The 14,972-nt window shown below is 62.7% G+C and carries 14 protein-coding genes; 5 read left to right on the forward strand and 9 right to left on the reverse strand.

The genetic code is table 11. The features are described from left to right. Nucleotides 1-55 precede the first annotated feature (55 nt). Nucleotides 56-829: a ferredoxin--NADP reductase gene (locus CQ13_RS12695; RefSeq protein WP_057843218.1), complete on the reverse strand. Its 774-nt coding sequence runs from the start codon at nt 827-829 to the stop codon at nt 56-58. A gap of 145 nt (nt 830-974) precedes the next feature. Between CQ13_RS12695 and CQ13_RS12700 the strand changes: the two genes are divergently transcribed. The 5 genes from CQ13_RS12700 to CQ13_RS12720 all read left to right on the forward strand — a co-directional run bounded on the left by CQ13_RS12700 (nt 975) and on the right by CQ13_RS12720 (nt 6,672). Beyond that, nucleotides 975-2,174, forward strand: coding sequence for an amidohydrolase family protein (locus tag CQ13_RS12700; RefSeq protein WP_057843519.1), 1,200 nt, complete (start codon nt 975-977; stop codon nt 2,172-2,174). A gap of 372 nt (nt 2,175-2,546) precedes the next feature. Next, nucleotides 2,547-4,106 carry an SUMF1/EgtB/PvdO family nonheme iron enzyme gene (locus tag CQ13_RS12705; protein ID WP_057843219.1) on the forward strand — a complete coding sequence of 520 codons (1,560 nt, stop codon included), beginning with the start codon at nt 2,547-2,549 and terminating at the stop codon, nt 4,104-4,106. Nucleotides 4,107-4,122: 16 nt separating this feature from the next. Next, nucleotides 4,123-4,548: a DUF4399 domain-containing protein gene (locus tag CQ13_RS12710; protein WP_057843220.1), complete on the forward strand. Its 426-nt coding sequence runs from the start codon at nt 4,123-4,125 to the stop codon at nt 4,546-4,548. A 54-nt stretch (nt 4,549-4,602) separates the two neighbouring features. Beyond that, entirely contained in the window at nt 4,603-6,003 is a 1,401-nt protein-coding gene (locus tag CQ13_RS12715) for a selenium-binding protein SBP56-related protein (protein ID WP_057843221.1), read from the forward strand. 3 nt (nt 6,004-6,006) lie between these two features. After that, complete coding sequence (locus CQ13_RS12720; protein ID WP_057843222.1) at nt 6,007-6,672, forward strand: hypothetical protein; 666 nt, start codon at nt 6,007-6,009, stop codon at nt 6,670-6,672. A 13-nt stretch (nt 6,673-6,685) separates the two neighbouring features. Here CQ13_RS12720 and CQ13_RS12725 read toward each other — a convergent pair whose 3' ends face one another. From CQ13_RS12725 to CQ13_RS12760, 8 genes are all read right to left on the reverse strand, one after another. Then, nucleotides 6,686-7,141 carry a MarR family winged helix-turn-helix transcriptional regulator gene (locus CQ13_RS12725; protein ID WP_057843223.1) on the reverse strand — a complete coding sequence of 152 codons (456 nt, stop codon included), beginning with the start codon at nt 7,139-7,141 and terminating at the stop codon, nt 6,686-6,688. A gap of 28 nt (nt 7,142-7,169) precedes the next feature. Then, nucleotides 7,170-7,874: an ABC transporter ATP-binding protein gene (locus tag CQ13_RS12730; RefSeq protein WP_057843224.1), complete on the reverse strand. Its 705-nt coding sequence runs from the start codon at nt 7,872-7,874 to the stop codon at nt 7,170-7,172. Beyond that, nucleotides 7,871-8,662 carry an ABC transporter ATP-binding protein gene (locus tag CQ13_RS12735; RefSeq protein WP_057843225.1) on the reverse strand — a complete coding sequence of 264 codons (792 nt, stop codon included), beginning with the start codon at nt 8,660-8,662 and terminating at the stop codon, nt 7,871-7,873. Before CQ13_RS12735 ends, CQ13_RS12730 begins: the two co-directional genes overlap by 4 nt. Beyond that, on the reverse strand, nt 8,659-10,545 hold the full coding sequence (locus tag CQ13_RS12740) for an ABC transporter permease (protein ID WP_057843226.1): 1,887 nt from the start codon (nt 10,543-10,545) through the stop codon (nt 8,659-8,661). The genes CQ13_RS12735 and CQ13_RS12740 overlap by 4 nt, the downstream gene beginning before the upstream one ends. A gap of 198 nt (nt 10,546-10,743) precedes the next feature. Beyond that, nucleotides 10,744-11,955: an ABC transporter substrate-binding protein gene (locus CQ13_RS12745; RefSeq protein ID WP_057843227.1), complete on the reverse strand. Its 1,212-nt coding sequence runs from the start codon at nt 11,953-11,955 to the stop codon at nt 10,744-10,746. A 23-nt stretch (nt 11,956-11,978) separates the two neighbouring features. Then, the gene (locus tag CQ13_RS12750) at nt 11,979-12,563 is read right to left on the reverse strand and encodes an amino acid synthesis family protein (RefSeq protein WP_057843228.1); all 585 of its coding nucleotides are present in this window, start codon (nt 12,561-12,563) and stop codon (nt 11,979-11,981) included. A gap of 18 nt (nt 12,564-12,581) precedes the next feature. Continuing rightward, nucleotides 12,582-13,490, reverse strand: coding sequence for a UPF0280 family protein (locus tag CQ13_RS12755; RefSeq protein ID WP_057843229.1), 909 nt, complete (start codon nt 13,488-13,490; stop codon nt 12,582-12,584). Next, a complete protein-coding gene (locus tag CQ13_RS12760; RefSeq protein WP_057843520.1) occupies nt 13,487-14,932 on the reverse strand; it encodes a hypothetical protein in 1,446 nt (481 codons plus the stop codon). The genes CQ13_RS12755 and CQ13_RS12760 overlap by 4 nt, the downstream gene beginning before the upstream one ends. Nucleotides 14,933-14,972 lie beyond the last annotated feature (40 nt).

Genomic DNA, 14,972 nt, shown 5'->3' on the forward strand with positions numbered 1-14,972 from the left:
CCTCCAAGGATGAGGCCCAAGGGGGCCGCATGGTTCGAGACGCGCGTTCCGCGCGTTACCGCTCCGCGAACGCCTTCTCGACCACGAACTGTGCCGGTTCGCCGTGATTGCCCTCGGCAAAACCCTTGCCGGTGAGCAGCGCGCGCGTGTCCGTCACCAGCGCCGGGCTGCCGCAGATCATGACGCGGTCATGCGCGGGATCGAGCGAGGCGAGACCAATGTCGGCGAACAGCTTGCCGGAAGTGATCAAATCGGTGATGCGGCCGCGGTTGCGGAAGGGATCGCGGGTCACGGTCGGATAATAGATCAACTGGTTGCGAACATACTCGCCGATCAGCTCGTCGTTCGGCAGCTTTTCGGTGATCATCTCGCCATAGGCGAGCTCGGCGACGCGGCGGCAGCCGTGCAGGAGCACTACCTTCTCGAACCGATCATAAGTCTCGGGGTCCTTGATCACGGAAAGGAACGGCGCCAGCCCGGTACCGGTCCCGATCAGATAGAGGTTGCGGCCGTCCTCAAGGTTATCGATGACCAGCGTACCGGTCGCCTTGCGGCTGACGATGATTTCGTCGCCCTGCTTTAAATGCTGGAGCCGCGAGGTGAGCGGGCCATCCGGCACCTTGATCGAGAAGAACTCGAGCCGGTCCTCGTAATTGGCGCTGGCGACCGAGTAGGCGCGGAGCAGCGGCTTCTCGCCGACCTTTAGGCCGATCATCGTGAACTCGCCATTGCGGAAACGGAACGAGGGATCGCGTGTGGTGGTGAAGCTGAACAGCGTATCGGTCCAGTGATGAACGCTCAGCACGCTTTCCTGGTTGAAATTGCTCATCGCACCGTTCCCTGACTTGCAAGCCGGATTGACCGGCTAAATCATTCGTATACGATCATTCGTATACAAACGAATAATCCAGCTTGATCCGATCGTCAAGCCGGGCAGAATGTCCGGCGAAGGCATTGAACCAAAAGGAAAAACCATGGCCCACGACGCACCCCAGGCGACCGGTCCGAGCAAGCTGGTGATCCGTAATATCGGGCTCGTGTTGTCGGGGGCTTTGGAAAAGCCGATCCTGGATGCCGACACGATCGTGGCCGAGAACGGCAAGATCACAGCCATCGGCCGCTTCAAGGACTGCAATACCGAGGGCGCCACCACGACAGTCGATGCCAACGGCACCACCGTCGCGCCCGGATTGATCGACAGCCACGTCCATCCCGTCGCCGGCGACTGGACGCCGCGGCAGAACCAGGTCAACTGGATCGACAGCTATCTCCATGGAGGCGTGACCACCATGATCTCGGCCGGCGAGGTCCACATGCCCGGCCGCCCGCGCGACGTCGTAGGCTTGAAGGCGATGGCGATCTTTGCGCAGCGCGCGTTTTGGACGCTGCGGCCAGGCGGGGTGAAGGTGCATGCCGGCGCGCCGGTGATCGAATGCGAAATGGTGGAGGACGATTTCAAGGAGATGGCCGCGGCCGGCGTCAAGCTGCTCGGCGAAGTCGGCCTCGGCGGCGTCAAGGACGGCCCGACAGCGCGCAAAATGGTCGGCTGGGCGCGCAAATACGGCATCCAAAGCACGATCCACACCGGCGGACCTTCAATTCCCGGCTCCGGCCTGATCGACAAGGACGTGGTGCTGGAAGCCGACACCGACGTGGTCGGTCATATCAATGGCGGCCATACTGCGCTGCCCGACGACCAGATCCGCTGCATCTGCGAGGGCTGCAAACGCGGGTTGGAGTTGGTTCACAACGGCAACGAGCGCTCGGCGCTGTTCACGTTGCGCACCGCGCGCGAGATGGGTGACCTCCATCGGGTCATCCTCGGCACCGACGCGCCGGCCGGCTCCGGTGTACAGCCGCTCGGCATTTTGCGAATGGTCTCGATGCTGTCCTCTCTCGGCGAACTGCCGGCCGAACTCGCCTTCTGCCTTGCGACCGGCAATACCGCGCGCATGCGCGAACTCGATTGCGGAATCATCGAAATCGGCCGCTCCGCGGACTTCGTCCTGATGGACAAGGCCCAGCATTCCCCCGGCAAGAACATTCTGGAGAGCGTGCAACTCGGCGACCTCCCCGGCATCGGCATGACCATCATCGATGGCATCGTCCGCACCCAGCGTAGCCGCAACACCCCCCCGGCGGGGAAAGTGCCGGAGATCATCATCGGGCATTGATGGCTCGATCGCACCGGGCCAAAATTAAGGTAATGCCTCGAAAGTGATGAACCAATTGCCGGCCTGCCCCGTCCAATACGGGCTGGCCGCTGCAGCCTGCGTCCTGTCACGACCCAAACTCGCCGTGCTAGTCGCCTTTGTTCACGCAATCGCGAGGATCATGGCCGGTCGATGCCCGGCTTGGCTCGTTGCCGGTATGATCTGGATCACACCCATTCTCATGTTCTCGTGTTCTTATGGGGTCCATTGCCGTACCAACCAGCGTGGAACCCGCCCGGCTGCTTTGCCGCGAACAGCCAGCATGGTACGCTGTAGGTGCTGGAAAGATTGCTTGCCTCACACTGTATAAGCAGTTGGGAGCCAATCCAAGCCATGGCCCAAATTCGTGACATCAAGTCAGGCCGACCGGGTGAGCGATCGCCCGAACCAATGCCACGCCGCCTTGCGGCCATCGTGGCAGGCGACATCTCCGGTTACAGCCGTCTGATGCAGATCGACGAGGAAGGGACGCACAATCGCGTCAAGCGGATCGAGCGCGATCTCATCGAACCCAGCATCAGAGAACATCACGGCAGGCTTGTCAAAACCACGGGCGACGGCTTCATCGCCATTTTCGACAGCCCGGTCGAAGCCGTCCGATCCAGCATCGTGATCCAGCAAAATCTGGTTGGCCGCAATGCATCACTGCCCAAGCATCATTGGATCGAGTATCGGATTGGCGTCAATCTTGGCGACGTGATTATCGAAACCGACGACGTCTATGGCGACGGCGTCAATATTGCCACGCGGCTTGAGGGCATAGCCCATCCTGGCGAAGTCTATATCTCCGGCGGCATTTATGAGCAGATAAAGCATAAGCTGGTTTGCGGATACGAGTCGCTCGGTGATCGAAAGGTCAAGAACATCACCGATCCCGTTCGGGTCTACCGCGTGCTTCCCGACCCCTCCGCCCTTAACGCATATCGGAACCGGCGCGAACGCGTCCTGATCCTCTTGCTCTGCATCGCGATGCTGACCATTGCGATCGGTTCTCTCTGGTACATGTTCGCACCGCCTCGCAAGGCTATAAATCAGGCGTCGGCTCCCGTTTCATCTCCGGCGGACGCGCCGAAGACGCCTGCGCCAGCCGCGAAACAACGAGCGCCGGCGCCCCAACCTTCTCCTTCACCAACTCAACAACAGGCGGCGCCGCTACCGCCGCCGGCGTCTCCCGCACCAGAGACTCCGCCCACGACGCAAGCGGCCGCGCCGGTTCGAGAACCCGAGATGATTTCGCTTCGGGGCGGTAGCTTCGCCATGGGCAGCAACGAAGATGCTTCGGAAAAGCCCGTCCGTCAGGTAACGGTCAAGCCATTTGCGATGGGGAAATTTCCCGTCACCGTGCAGGAATGGAACGCATGCGCCGCCGCAAAGGCATGCGGATTCACGGCAGCCGGAAAGGACGATGCGCCTGTTACAAACGTAAGCTGGAGCGATGCCAAGCAATATGTCGCGTGGCTCGCGGAAACCACGGGAAAACCATATCGACTGCCGAGCGAAGCCGAATGGGAGTATGCCGCGCGTGGCGGCACTCAGACCCGATACTGGTGGGGCGATCAGTTTCAGCCCGGCATGGTCAATTGCAAGAACTGCAGCGACATTCCAGCCACCGACCAGCCGGTGAAGGTCGGCAGCCTCAAGCCAAATCCTTTTGGGCTGTTTGATATGGGCGGCGGTGTCGATCAATGGGTCGAAGATTGCTGGCACAGAAATTATCAAGGCGCGCCGGGAGACGGGTCAGCATGGGTCGAGAATGCATGTTCCTCGCATGTCATCCGCTCCGGCTCCTGGAGGAAGGACTCAGGCTATGCCCGCGTCTCAAACCGCGGCAGCTATGACACCAACGTGCGATACCCCACCCACGGTTTCCGCGTCGCGCTATCTCTCAAGTAGCCTTAAGGGGCGGGTGATGAAGTTCATGCAGTGGATCGCTCTCTCAGCAGCGCTCACTTGCCTGCCGTTCGCCGCGTATGCTCAAGGCAAGCCCGCGCACAAGGAGGCCCTTCTCTATTTCATTTGGCCGCAGAACGGCGCCGTCATCAAGGGCGCATTCTGGTGCCGTTTCGGTCTGCGCAACATGGGCGTCACGCACGCCGGCGATAATTACCCGAACAGCGGCCATCACCACCTGCTGATCAATGTGAATGAGCCGCTCAATCTTAATGAGCCGATTCCGCAGGACAAGTCACATCTTCATTTCGGCGCCGGCCAGACCGAGGCTCGACTCGAGTTGCCACCGGGCAAACATACGCTCCAGCTCGTGCTGGGCGACGCCGAACACTATCCGCACGTTCCGCCAGTGGTTTCGCAGAAAATTACCATCACGGTGAAATAGAGCGGAACCCCTCCGCCGACTTTGACCATTCCAGGCAAACAGGGAGGCAGTACGATGAACATTCGGCCAGACCCCACGTTTCACGCTTCGCCAAAGCTTGCCATGGAAGCTCCACCGGAGAGCTTCGCCTACACCGTGCTGCTGAGCCCGGACGCCTCAAAGCCGGACGCCCTTGCCGTGATCGACGTCAAGCCGGGCTCTTCGAGTTACGGCCAGATCGTTCACACCGTGACGATGCCCAACAAGGGCGACGAATTTCATCATTTCGGCTGGAACGCCTGCTCGTCGGCCCTGTCGCCGCTGACCGGACATGCCTTCCTTGAGCGCCGCTATCTCATCATCCCCGGCATGCGGTCGTCCCGCATCTATATCGTCGACACCAAACCCGACCCGACCAAGGCGGCGATACACAAGATCATCGAGCCTGAAGAGATCTTCAGGAAGACCGGATATTCGCGGCCCCACACCGTTCATTGCGGGCCGGAAGGCATTTACATCTCTACGCTCGGAGGCAGCGGCAAGGACGGCACTGACGGACCGCCCGGCGTCTTCATCATGGATTGCGAGACGTTCGAGGTGCTCGGACGGTGGGAGCTCGATCGCGGTTCGCAACAACTGCATTATGACTTCTGGTGGAACCTGCCTCGCGACTACATGGTGACAAGCGAGTGGGCACTGCCGCCGCAGTTCGAGAACGGGATTGTGCCGGAAGATCTGCTTTCCAACAAATACGGCCATCGGATCCACTTCTGGGATCTGCGCGCCCGGCGCAATGTCCAGACCATCGATCTCGGCGCCAACCATCAGATGGCGCTGGAGGTACGTCCCGCGCATGATCCGGTGCGCGAATACGGCTTCCTGGGCGTCGTGGTCGACACCACCAACCTCGAAGGCTCGATCTGGACGTGGTGGCGCGAGGGCGGCAAGTTTCACATCGAGAAGACGGCGACAATCCCCCCGGAGCCTGCGGCAAAGGAGCAACTGCCGCCACTACTACAGGGTTTTGGCGCCGTGCCGCCGCTGGTCTCGGACATCGACCTGTCGATGGACGACAAGTTCCTCTACGTCGCCTGCTGGGGCACCGGCGAGATGCGTCAATACAACGTCAACGAACCGCGAAGGCCGAAGCTTGCCGGCTCGGTCCGCATCGGCGGCATCGCGCGCCGCACGCCGCACCCGAACGGCAAGGCGTTTGCGGGCGGCCCGCAGATGGTCGAGATCAGCCGCGACGGCAAGCGGGTGTACTGGACCAACTCGCTGTACTCGACATGGGACGACCAGTTCTACCCCGACGGTGTTCCGGGAGCCATGGTGATGGCCAATGCGAAGCCGGACGGTGGTCTCGAACTGGCGAGCAACTACTGGGTCAACTTCCCCGACGGCTACCGCGCGCACCAGATCCGGCTCGACGGCGGCGACTGCTCGACGGATTCGTTCTGCTATCCGTCGGTTTGAAATTTGAGCGCAGCCGACTGGACACCGGTCTGGCTCTGGCTGGCTGTCATCGCAAGCGGCCTTTACCACGGCGTCAACCCGGGCATGGGCTGGCCGCTCGCGGTTTCGGCTGGACTGATGGAGCGGAGCCCGCGTGCGCTGGTGGCCGCGCTTGGGCCGCTCACGGCCGGCCATCTGCTCGCCATGCTGCTCGTACTCCTTCCCTTCGCGCTGCTCGTTGCCATCGTCGAGTGGCAGCGCACGATACAGATCGGCGCCAGCGTCCTCGTTGTCGCCTTCGGCCTGTTCCGGTTGGCCAACCGCCGCCATCCGAGAGTTTTAGCGCGGATATCACCGGCGCAACTGGGGCTTTGGTCTTTTGCCGTGGCGCTGGCGCATGGCGCCGCGCTGATGCTGGTGCCGATCTATCTCGGGCTCTGCCGGCAAGCCGAACTCGACGGCGGCCACGCGGCCGCCGGTACTCTCATCAACGCCAATCTCGGAATGGCCGTGCTGGTTGCCACCGTCCACGCCATCGCGATGGTCGCCGCCGGCGGAGTTTGCGCGTGGCTCGCCTACCGCTATCTCGGCCTCCAGTTCATATCGCAGAGCTGGTTCAACCTGGATACGACCTGGGCCGTCAGCCTCATTCTGGTGGGCGCGGTCGCGCTGGTGTTCAACCTGAGCTGACGCGAGCTACGCCTTAACGCAGCTTGTCGAGCAGCGCGATCAGTGTCTCGCGCTCCTTTGCATCAAGTGGGGCCAGCGTTTCCCGCGAGATCGCGAGGGCATTCGGCGCGGCCTTCTCGGCCAGTTGCTGGCCGGCGCGCGTCAGACTCACGAGCAGGCGGCGGCCATCCTCGGGATCCGGGCTGGTCTCGGTCAGGCCGCGCGCGGTGAGACGGTCGATCACGCCCTTGATGGTGGCGACATCCATCGCCGTCAGCCGCCCGAGCAGGTTCTGCGAGCACGGTCCGGTCTCGGTCAGCTTGGCGAGCGCCGCCCATTGTGTCGGCGTCAGGTTGATGCCGATCTCGCGGGCGAAGATGGTGGCGTGGCGCTGCCAGACCTGACGCAGGATGAAGCCGATCTGTTCGTCGAGAATGTAGGACGGGCGCAGCGGCTTGACGCTCCGTTTCGGCGAAACACTCCTTCCCATCTGCGTTCCCGCCCTTCTCCCTCGCCGGTCACAGCGACAGATGCGCGTCCCGGATATCCGGCCGCGCGTCGAGTTCGGCCATCGTGCCGCCGAAGCAAATCTTGCCACGCTCGATGATGTAGGCGCGGTCCGAAATCAGCCGCGCGAAATGCAGGTTCTGCTCCGAGACCACGATGCTGACGCCTTCCTTCTTCATCGCCAGGATGGCGTCGACCATCTGTTCGACGATTTTTGGCGATAACCCTTCCGACGGCTCGTCGAGCAGAACGAGCGACGGATTGCCCATCAGGGTTCGCGCAATCGTCAGCATCTGCTGCTCGCCGCCGCTCATCCGCCCACCCGACCGATTACGCATCTCGCCGAGATTGGGAAACAGCGTGAACAGTTTTTCGTGCGTCCAATGCGGCGCGTTCCGCCGTTTTGGCTGGCGGCCGACTTCGAGATTTTCCTCGACCGTAAGATCCGTGAAGATGCGCCGCTCCTCCGGCACATAGCCGAGCCCACCACGCACGATCGCATGCGTCGGCTCGCGGGAGACATCCTTGCCCTCGAAAACGATCCGTCCCGAACGGTTCTCGACCAGGCCGACGATGGAGCGGAAGGTCGTCGACTTGCCGGCCCCGTTGCGGCCGAGCAGAGCCACCACTTCGCCCTCGCCGACTTCCAGCGCGATATCGAACAAGATATGCGCCGGACCGTAGAAGCTGTTGAGATCGGCGACTTGCAGCTTCATGCGCCGGCTCCCTCGCGATGACGCGCATCGTAGACCAGTCCTTCGCCGAGATAGATCGCGCGCACCTGCGGATTGCCACGAACTTCCTCGGGCGAGCCTTCGGCGATCAGGCTGCCGCGGTTGAGCACAAGGATGCGGTCGGCATGTTCGAACACCACATCCATGTCGTGCTCGGTGAAGAGCACGCCGATCGACTGTTCGCGGGCGATGCTTGCGGTCAGCCGCATCAGCTCGATCCGCTCGCGCGGCGCCATGCCCGCGGTAGGCTCATCCATCAGCAGCAGCCTGGGCTGGTTGGCGAGCGCGATCGCAAGTTCCAGTCGCTTGAGGTCGCCATAGGCAAGCTCACCGCACGGACGCTCGGCATAGGCGCCCATGCCAACGAGGTCGAGCAGCCGGCCCGCCTCCTCGCGGGCGTAAGCCGCCGTCGAGCCCCAGAGGTTGAACAACTGCCTGCCATACGACACCAGTGCGACCTGCACGTTCTCGCGCACGGTCATGGTCGGAAATGTCGCCGTGATCTGGAACGTGCGCCCGACGCCGAGCCGCCAGATTGCGCGCGGCTTTCGGCCGACCGTATCCTCGCCGAGCAGATGGATCCGTCCGCTGTCCGGCATGTTCTGGCCGTTGAGCATGTCGAAGCAGGTGCTTTTTCCCGCACCGTTGGGTCCGATCAGCGCGAGAATTTCGCCCGCACGCAGTTCGAACGACACGCTGCGCACCGCGTGCACGCCGCCATAGGATTTGCTTAAGCCTTCGACCTTCAGCAATGTCGGGACCATGCTCATTCGGCAACCTCGATCCGGGAGGTTGCGAGCGCAGATTTTGTACCGGCGGAGCGCCGGCGATTCCGGATCGTCTCCAGCGTCCCGACGATGCCCTTGGGGAACGCCACCACCATCAGCACGATGAAGCCGCCCAGCACCAGCTTGGAAAGATCGGTCTGGCTGACCAGCCAGATGTTTGCCGCCTTGAACACGATGGCGCCGATCACCGCGCCGGAAACCGTCTCGACGCCGCCGAGCAGAACCATGACCAGTGCATCCACAGAGAGCGAGATGCCGACGCTGTCCGGGAAGACGCTTCCCTTCAGATAGGCGAACAACGCGCCGCCGATGCCCGCCACCGTTCCTGATATGACGAAAGCTGTCCACTGCACGCGCTTGCCATTGATGCCGATCGCCTCGCTACGCAGCGGCGAGTCCCGCGTTGCGCGCAGCGCAAAGCCAAACGGTGAGAATACCATCACCCGGAGCACAGTGATCACGAGCGCCGTGATGCCGAGCGACAACCAATAGAAATTAGCGGGGCTCGCCGCCCATCTCTCCGGCCATACGCCCAAAATGCCGTTGTCGCCGCCGGTCACCTCGACCCACTGAAACGCGATCGACCAGACGATCTGCGCAAAGGCCAACGTTAGCATCGCGAAATAGACACCGGAGAGTTGCACGGCGAAAAAGCCGAATACCGCGGCGCCCAGCAGCCCCAGCACCGGGCCGAGCAGCAGCGAAACGATCATCGGCAGTCCCGCCGCCTTGGCGAGGAATGCGACGCCATAGGCGCCAAGCCCGAAATAGGCGGCATGGCCGAACGAGGCGAGGCCGCCAACCGACATCAGGAAATGGAGGCTGGCGGCGAAGATGACGAAGATCGCGATTTCCGATCCGACGGTGAGCGCGTAGTTGCCGGCAAACAACGGCAGCATGGCCGCAAGGACCAGCGCACCCAGTGACATCAACCGTTCACCCGAGGTGAGCGGCCGCCACGGCGTGACGGTCAGGCCCGGCGTGCGCCGTGCGGCAGCTTCCGGCTTGCCGAACAGGCCCCATGGGCGCACGATCAGTACCACCGCCATCACCAGGAACACCAGGATGATGGATATCTTCGGGAAGATGAGAATACCGAAGGCGTTGAGTTCGGACACCAGCACGGCCGCGACAAAGGCGCCGATGATGCTGCCGAGCCCGCCGATCACCACCACCACGAACACTTCGACGATGATGCGCAGGTCCAGCGCGTGATGCACCGCATCGCGCGGAATCTGCAGCGCGCCGCCGAGCGCCGCCAAAAAAACACCGAGCGCGAACACGCTGGTGAACAGCCATTTCTGATTGACGCCGAGCGCTGCCACCATGTCGCGGTCCTGCGTCGCCGCGCGCACCAAAACGCCCCAGCGCGTGCGCTGGAATAGCAGCCAAAGAATGCCGAGCACGATCGGGCAAAGCGCGATCAGGAACAGGTCGTAGCTCGGAATATTCTGGCCGAAAAAATCGACCGCGCCCTTGAAGCCGGGTGCGCGACGGCCGAGCAGATCGTCCGGGCCCCAGATCATCACGACGATGTCCTGAACCATCAAGGTGAGGCCGAACGTTGCCAGCAACTGGAAGAGCTCCGGCGCATGATAGATCCGCCGCAGCAGCACCATCTCGACCAGCACGCCGATGATGGCAACGATCAGCGCTGCAACGACGATGCCGCCCCAGAAGCCAAGCGCGCCGGAGAACCGCTCGGTCAGCGTGAACGCGACATAGGCGCCGAGCATATAGAACGCGCCATGGGCAAAGTTCACAATCCGGGTCACGCCGAAGATGATCGACAGCCCCGATGCGACCAAAAACAGCGACGCCGCGCTGGCGAGACCGGTCAGGAACTGAACGAAGTAGAAAGCCATTGGCGGTCCGGGTTAGTGGTCTATTGCATCAAGGTAGATCGGCGTCGGAGGTTTGGGTCACCCCTCCCCGCTTGCGGGAAGAGATCGGATCGCCCTTGCGATCCGCGTGAGGGGGTACAGGTCGATCTGCTGCCACAACTCGCGGAGAGCCCCCCGCCCCTCTCCACGTAAGAACGGGGAGAGGGAGAGGAGAGTGTATCACTGCTTCGGGCGAAGCTTCTCCACTTCGCCGTCGCTCGGCAGATAGTCCGCACCCTTGCGATAGACCGAGTTCACCATCACGCCCTTGCCGTCCTTCAGCGCTGTCTTGCCGACATAGGCCCCTAACGTCGACTGGTGATCGATCTTGCGGAAGGTGATCTCGCCGAACGGCGACGGCATCGACAGGCCTTCGGTCGCCGCGATCAGCTTCTCCGGGTCTGTCGAGTTGGCTTTCGCAAGAATCGCCGCCGCCGCCTTGATGGTCTGGTAGCCGACGATCGAGCCGAGCCGCGGATAATCGTTGTACTTGGCCTGATAGGCTTTCAGGAACTTGTCATGGTCCGGCGTCTTGATGTCGTACCAGGGGTAACCGGTGACGATCCACCCCTCCGGCGTCTCATCCTTCAGCGGATCGAGATACTCCGGCTCGCCGGTGAGGAAAGAGACCACCGAACGTCCCTTGAACAGGCCGCGGGTATTGCCCTCACGCACGAGCTTCACCAGATCGGCACCGAAGGTGACGTTGAGGATCGCCTCGGGATTGGCCGCAGCCACCGCCTGCACCACCGGTCCCGCGTCGATCTTGCCTTGCGGCGGCCACTGCTCGTCGACCCATTGAATGTCCGGACGCTTCTCCGACATCAGCTTCTTGAACACCGCAACCGCCGACTGGCCATATTCATAGTTCGGCGCAATCGTCGCCCAGCGCTTGGCCGGCAGCTTGGCGGCCTCCTCCACCAGCATCGCGGCCTGCATGTAGTTGGAGGGACGCAGGCGGAAGGTGTAGCGGTTGCCCTTCGACCAGGTGATGGCGTCGGTCAACGGCTCCGCGGCCAGGAAGAACACCTTCTTCTGGTTGGCGAAGTCCGAGACGGCGAGACCGATATTGGACAGGAACGTGCCAGCCAGCATCGCGACGTTCTCGCTCGAGACCAGCTCATTGGCTGCGGTCTGCGCATCCGCCGGCTTGCCGCCATCGTCCTTGGATATGACGACCAGCTTCTTGCCGTTGATGCCGCCCGCGGCGTTGACTTCCTCGACTGCGAGCTGCCAGCCCTTGCGGTAAGGTTCGGTGAATGCCGGCAACAGCGAATAGCTGTTGATCTCGCCGATCTTGATTTCCTTGATTTCGCTCTGCGCCATGGCATTGCCCGCCATCCCGGCAACCGCGATCGCCAATCCCGCTCCCAGCAAATGTCTCCGTCGCATCCCTACCTCCAATGTTGATGTCATTATCTCAAGCCGTCTTCGCCTTTGACTTCCGCTACCGTCAGTCCGCCGACGCGCGGCAACGGCCTGCCGCTATCGGTGACGGCGACCGCGACCATGATCTCGTTGGCGCGGGGGGCGTCATTGATCTGCACTTCCATGCCGTCGAAATGGCTGCGCACGAAGGCCGCGTCCTTGTGACCGAGCGGAATGTCCAGCGTGGTGCCCGGACCGCTTCGCTTTTTCGACGACGGAATCAGTGCTGCGCCCTTGCCCAACACCCTCCGCACCGGTGCGCCCATTTTGGGATGCAAGATCGCTGCCGCATGCTCGAGCTCGCCGTTTTCGCCGACCGCGGCGGCCTTGCCGTAGCTCTGCGCCTTGGCACCATCGATGCCGAGCGCGGCAACCGCTCTTCGCGAAAGCAATTCGCCAAGCTCCTCGCCGATTTCGATCAAGGGCGAGAGATCCTCGACATACCGGCCTGCAAACGGATTCTCGATCACAGCAATCGCCGCGGCCCGGCGCGTCGGCGGTGCAATCTTCTGTCCCATCTCAAGATGGGTTTCCTCGACCACCGTGACGATCTTGCGAATGATCGCGCTCATTGTCCGCCTCGCTCCCAATCAAACATGCGCTGTTCTTTCCAGTGCGTTTCCATGAAACGGTGGCAACGCGCCTGCCCTGATCCCTGTTGCACCCACCACGGCCGTCTCGCCTAGTAGACGCAAGGCCGCACCTTCGATCAATCCCGCCGCAAGCAATTGTTGTGCCCGGCTTACCCCTGCCCTTAACGCATCGTCGATCTCGCTTTCCCGGAGCACGCCGACATCGCGGGTGACGAGCCGCGCGCCGAGGTCGCTGTCGGGCTGCAGCTCATTGGCCGGGCAGCGGATGATGGCGGGATGACCGGGCAGGTCAACGGCATTGGCGATGATGGTCGCCGTCGCATCGGCCTGCGAGGCCGTTCGAGCCAGCACGGTAACGGCATCGGCAATCCCGAGCGAGAAACTGCGGCCATGCCGTCCGCTGGTCGCGATGCCGCGTGCCGGATCATCGGCTTCAATCTTGATGGTTTGCATCACGCCATGATGGTCCGGTCGGTTCATCAGCCCGACGGTGAATTGCTCGCCACGGGTCAAATGCAATGCGATGTCGCCGCCATTGTTGACGTAGGCACGATCGAGCCGCTCCGCGGCGAGCATGGCGCCAAGGACCTCTTCGGCAACGCTACCTGCCACCGCCGCCATCGGCGTGATGAAGTGCTCAACCGCAAACGGCGCGACCGCCGCATGCATGCGACGCGCAACGACGCCGTTCAGCGAGCTTCGCGCCGGATCGGCGGCCTTGCGAAGTTCGATCAACTCCTCGCAGAGTTCATCGAGCAAGCCAGTGAAGCGCCGAGCGGCGGCTTCGTAAGCGACGCGCACCTCGCCTTCACTTCCTTTCGCCTCGATGATCAGATCGATCGGACCGTCCTGCAAATGCAGCCGCTTGCCGTCAGGAAGAAGCGCGATTTGCGGGAGCCGTTTCATGCGCGCCGTCCCGGCATATTGGGCATCGGGCGGAACCCGCTGTTCTCCCGCAACGACGCCAGCGGGCGCACATGATCCATGTGACCGCCCAGCGCCGCGTAATCGGACAGTTTCAGCGTGAACTCAATCGGCGCGACCAGCGCCGGCGTCGGCACATAGCCGAACGCGCCGGCCGGCATTTGCGTGACGTCGACCATGAAAGTGATGCCGCCGCCCGGCCAGACATAGACCGGCGCGCCACCGCTGGTGACGCGCGTCAGCGAGTCCTTGACCGACCGGGTCAGCCGCACCGGATTGTCGGTGACACCGGCGCGCAGCGAGCCGCCGGCACCGCCCATGAACAGCACCGTGCACAGCGCCGGCTCGCAATTTTCCTGGATGCGCTCGACGGAGAACTGGAGATCGGGCGGCATCTGCTTTTCGATCGGCCGCAACGCCTCGTCGAGTTCGTAATAGGCGGCGTGCTCGCCGGTGGTCGAGACCATCAGCATGGTGAGCCCGGGCCGCGCCTCCTTCGGATTGAACGGTCCCAGCACCGACAGCGGATCGGAAATATTGGTGCCGCCCCACCCCGTCCCGGGATCGGCGACCTGGAAGTAACGGCCGGGCGTCGAGCGCCGGCCCTTCATCTTGATCCCGGTATCGGGAATATCGAGCAGCTTGCCGGCCTGGTGTTCCGAGAGCACGCCGGTGATATGATCGTCCACGACCACGACCTCATCGACCTTGCCGTGCCATTGCTTGGCGAACATGCCGATGGTCGCCGAGCCACAGCCTACCCGCATGCGCTCTTCCGCAACACCATTGACGATCGGCGGATGGCCGGCCTGCACCACCACCGTGGCGCCGCCGTCGATCGTCAGTTCCACCGGCTTGCAATTGGAAAGGTCCATCAGCGCGTCGCAGGTAACGCGGCCCTCCTTCTTGGAACCGCCGGTCAGATGATGCACGCCGCCGAGCGAAAGCATCTGCGAGCCATATTCGCTGGTCGTCACATGGCCGATCGCCTCGCCCTCCGCGCGGACGGTCGCCGTCTCGGGACCGAGATATCGGTCGGTGTCGATCTTCACCTTAACGCCGCAATAGCTGAAAATGCCTTCGGTCACGACCGTGACCATGTCGACGCCGTCGATTTCCGATGACACGATGAAGGGCGCCGGCTTGTAATCGGGATAGGTAGTGCCCGCTCCGATCGCGGTGACGAACACGTTGGGCTCGTGGACGAGTTTGCCGTCCCAGTCGCCACCGGCCTGAAACGGCACCAGCCGTCCGCCGTGCGACACCGTTCGCTCCAGCACGATGTGCGGATCGACGCGCACCAGCTCCCCATTATGGTTGGCATAACGATCGCACGCGCCCGCCGCGCCCGGCTTGATGTAGCACATCACCGGACAGGCATCGCAGCGGATCTTGTCGCCAGTGGCAACGGCCTCGTCAGTCATGAACAAGCCTGCAGTCGGGAAGGCGCCGATCATAGCCGCT

This window comes from Bradyrhizobium retamae, from assembly GCF_001440415.1.
In the GTDB taxonomy this organism is placed as follows: domain Bacteria; phylum Pseudomonadota; class Alphaproteobacteria; order Rhizobiales; family Xanthobacteraceae; genus Bradyrhizobium; species Bradyrhizobium retamae.